This is a genomic window from Hydrogenimonas thermophila (assembly GCF_900115615.1).
In the GTDB taxonomy this organism is placed as follows: domain Bacteria; phylum Campylobacterota; class Campylobacteria; order Campylobacterales; family Hydrogenimonadaceae; genus Hydrogenimonas; species Hydrogenimonas thermophila.
This window is the reverse complement of record NZ_FOXB01000075.1, coordinates 1-3,706: the sequence shown is the minus strand read 5'-3', so window position 1 is coordinate 3,706 and position 3,706 is coordinate 1. Positions and strand designations below refer to the sequence as shown.

Sequence of the window (3,706 nt, the reverse complement as noted above, 5' to 3'; positions counted from 1 at the left end):
CTAACACAACTGTCTTTATGCTAACACAACTTTTATAACTTTTTCATCCTCTTTTGAGTGATGAGAAGTTATAAATGTATTATAGGAGGATAAAAAGTGATTAAAATAGACTCTAAAGAAGATATTTTAGTTTTAAAAGAAAGCTTTGAAATTGAGTTTAAAAAAGCTACTGGAAAAAATGGAAAAGGAAAATTACCAAACGATTTTTTAGAAAGTTATAGCGCTATGGCAAACACAAATGGAGGCAATATTTTTTTAGGTATCGAAGAAAATGGAGATACTATCAACTTAGTAGGTATAAAAAATCCAGAGGAAGTAATAAAAGAGCTTTTTGATACATTAAATAACCCTCAGAAAATTAATTTAAATATCTTAAAGAATGAGCATATTCAAATATTAGAAATAGAGCAAAAAAATATTATATGGATAAAAATCCCAAAAGCTACCAGAAAACAAAAACCTATTTATAAAGGACAAAACCCTCTTATAGGAACATTCGTAAGGCAAGGTGAAGGGGACTATAAATGCAAAGAAGAGTGTGTAAAAAGATTTTTAGCAGAACAAATAGAAGATAGTAGAGATAGCAAAGTATTAAAAAATTTTGATTTTGACGATATTGAACTTAGCACTTTTTATGCTTATAGAAATATTTTTAAATCTCACAAACCAGATCACCCTTTTAATGCACTAAGCGATTTAGAATTTTTAAAAAGTATTGGAGGGTATAAAAAAGATAGAGAAAGTGGTGAGATAGGATTAACGATAGCGGGACTTTTAATGTTTGGCAAACAAAACTCTATAGAAGAGGCTTTGCCTTATTATATGGTAGATTATCAAGAAAGACCAAGAGCAGTTACTGAAAAAAGATGGATAGATAGGATTTATCCTGATGGAACTTGGAGTGGAAATATTTTTGATTTTTATAGAAAAGTTATAGCTAAACTATATGAAAACTTAAAAATTCCATTTAGCTTAAAAGAAGCACAGAGAGAAGAAGACACTCCTATACATCAAGCTATAAGAGAAGCTTTAATAAATGCTTTAGTTCATACAGATTATAGTGAAAGATTATCAATACTTATAGTAAAACGACCAGATATGTTTGGTTTTAGGAACCCTGGACTTATGAGAATACCTATAGAGATAGCTATAAAAGGTGGAGAGAGCGATTGTAGAAATAGAAATATTCAAAAAATGTTTATGCTTATAGGGTATGCAGAAAAAGCAGGTTCTGGAATACCCAAAATATACCAAAGCTGGAGTAAATATAACTGGGCAAAACCTCTTTTATATGAAAAAAACGAACATCATCCACAAACACTATTAGAACTTAGAATGATAAATCTTCTTGATGAAGAGACTATTCAAAAGTTAAAAACAATTTTTAGCAGTAGCTTTAATAAACTTAATGAAAAAGAGATAATGATTTTAGCAACTGCTTATATAGAAGAGGAGATTAACCATAAAAGAGTTTTAGAGATTTTAGATATACATCCAAGTGATGTAAGCAATATATTAAAACAACTTGCAAAAGATGGCTTTTTACAAAAAGATGGGGTTGGTAAAGGGACAACATATAAATTAGCTACTGAGGGTATTACAGATACTACTAAGGGTATTACAACCTCTACTGAGGGTATTACAGATACTACTTGGGGTGTTAGACTTTATAAAAGAGAGGAAATCCCATCTGATATTTTACAAGAGATAGAAAAAATAATATCCCCTATATCAAACAAACAAAGAGTTAAAAAAGAAGTTATGCAAACAATAATCATTCAAATATGTAAATATGGCTACTTTTCACCAGAGCTTTTATCTAATCTTTTACATAGAAATAAAGATACAATAAAAGATTATATCTCCGAACTTGTGGCTAAAAAATTTCTATTTCCATATTTTTCAAGTCCAAACAGCCCTAAACAAGTATATACTTCAAAAAGAGATAGAGAGGAATAGAATGAGTGAGTGGAAAGAGGTGAGATTGGGGGATATTGGAAAAATTGTAACTGGTAAAACTCCACCAAAGAAATATGAAAATGTATTAACTAATAATAAAAAAAATAATATTATGTTTCTTACTCCTTCAGATATGAATTATAATCTAAAATATATTAATACAACTGAAAGATTTGTTACACAAAAAGGTTTGGAATTTATTTCTAATTGTATTTTGAGCGAAGAAGCTATTTGTGTTTCTTGTATAGGTTCGGACTTAGGAAAAGTTTATAAAATAAAAGAAAAAGCCATTTCTAATCAGCAAATAAATTCTATTATAGTTGATAATAGTGTAAATAGTGATTATATTTATTATTATTTGAGAAATATTAAAGATATTTTTAAAAGATTAGCAGGTGGGAGTGCTACTCCAATTTTAAATAAAACAACATTCTCTAACATAAAAATAAAAATTCCTCCTCTCCCAATTCAAAAAAAGATAGCCGATATTTTGTCTGTAATAGATGAAAAGATAGAGACTTTGCAAAACATTAACTCTACTCTTGAAGAGATGGCAAAGGCTATCTTTAAATCTTGGTTTGTGGATTTTGAGATAGTAAAAGCAAAAACAAATGGCAAAAGTGAAAGTGAAATAGCCAAAGAGTTTGGCATGAGTAAAGAGATTGTAAAGCTTTTTCCGAGTGAATTGGTAGATAGTGAAATTGGAATGATTCCTAAAGGGTGGGAGGTTAAAAATTTTGGTTCATTATTAGAAAAGCATATTGGAGGAGATTGGGGTAAGGATGTTAAAGATTTAAAATATTCTAAAAAAGTAAAAATTATTAGAGGAACAGATATACCAAAAATAAAAAACTTAGATTTTGAAGAAATACCTACAAGATTTGTAGAAAGTAAAAAATTAAAAACAAGACAATTATTGGATGGTGATATTATTATAGAAATTTCGGGGGGAACAAAAGGACAACCAACAGGAAGAAGTTTATTTTTAACACATGAAATTATTGAAATATTAGGATATAAGGTAGAACCTGCAAGTTTTTGTAGACTATTTAGACCAATTAGTAAAAAAATTGGAGTTCTTATTTATTATCATTTATTGTATATTTATGACAAAGGTAAAATGTGGATGTATCAAAACCAAAGTACAGGAATAAGTAATTTTCAAACTAAATATTTTTTGGAAGAAGAAAAAGTATTAATACCTTCTAATGATTTAATAGAAAACTTTTACAAAACAACTAGACCTTTAATTGATAGAATTTACTCTTCTGAAAAGCCTATTTTGCAAAACTTACGAGACATACTTCTTACAAAACTTATAAATGGAGAAATTGAAGTAAATGAAATGTTTATTAAAGGTTTTGAATGAAATATTTAGAAATATTATTTCAAGAGTATTTAAATGATAAATATGGTCAGGATGATGGACAAATATATATAGAAGATTACGGGTTTTATTGTAACGATATTTTAGCACTTGATAAAGAAGCATATAAACAAGCTTTTGAAGATTGGAAAAATAATAGAAAAAGTGACTTAATAGAAAAAGCAAAAAATATGTTACAAAAATTTAATATTGAAAGTAGATTTGAAGCATTAAAAAAACAGTATAAAAATGGAAGATTAAATTTATTTTTAGGTGCTGGAATCTCTATACCCCAATAAATCCATACCAAATTAGACAACAAGCCAAATTGCTCTATAATTAGGTATTTACAAACGAAAAAGTTACACCTAAAACTTTCAC

Annotated in this window: 3 protein-coding genes; all 3 read left to right on the top strand. The window is 27.9% G+C overall.

What is annotated here, in order from left to right; all coding sequences use genetic code 11:
* Nucleotides 1–96 precede the first annotated feature (96 nt).
* From BM227_RS12445 to BM227_RS12435, 3 genes are read left to right on the top strand one after another with little or no spacing between them, the layout of a single operon-like run.
* A complete protein-coding gene (locus tag BM227_RS12445) occupies nt 97–1,959 on the top strand; it encodes an RNA-binding domain-containing protein (RefSeq protein ID WP_092914322.1) in 1,863 nt (620 codons plus the stop codon).
* 1 nt (nt 1,960) lies between these two features.
* Nucleotides 1,961–3,328 (top strand): restriction endonuclease subunit S, encoded by a 1,368-nt coding sequence (locus BM227_RS12440; RefSeq protein WP_092914320.1) that lies wholly within the window; start codon nt 1,961–1,963, stop codon nt 3,326–3,328.
* Nucleotides 3,325–3,624, top strand: a complete 300-nt coding sequence (locus BM227_RS12435; protein WP_092914318.1) for a hypothetical protein — start codon at nt 3,325–3,327, stop codon at nt 3,622–3,624. Before BM227_RS12440 ends, BM227_RS12435 begins: the two co-directional genes overlap by 4 nt.
* Nucleotides 3,625–3,706: the final 82 nt, after the last annotated feature.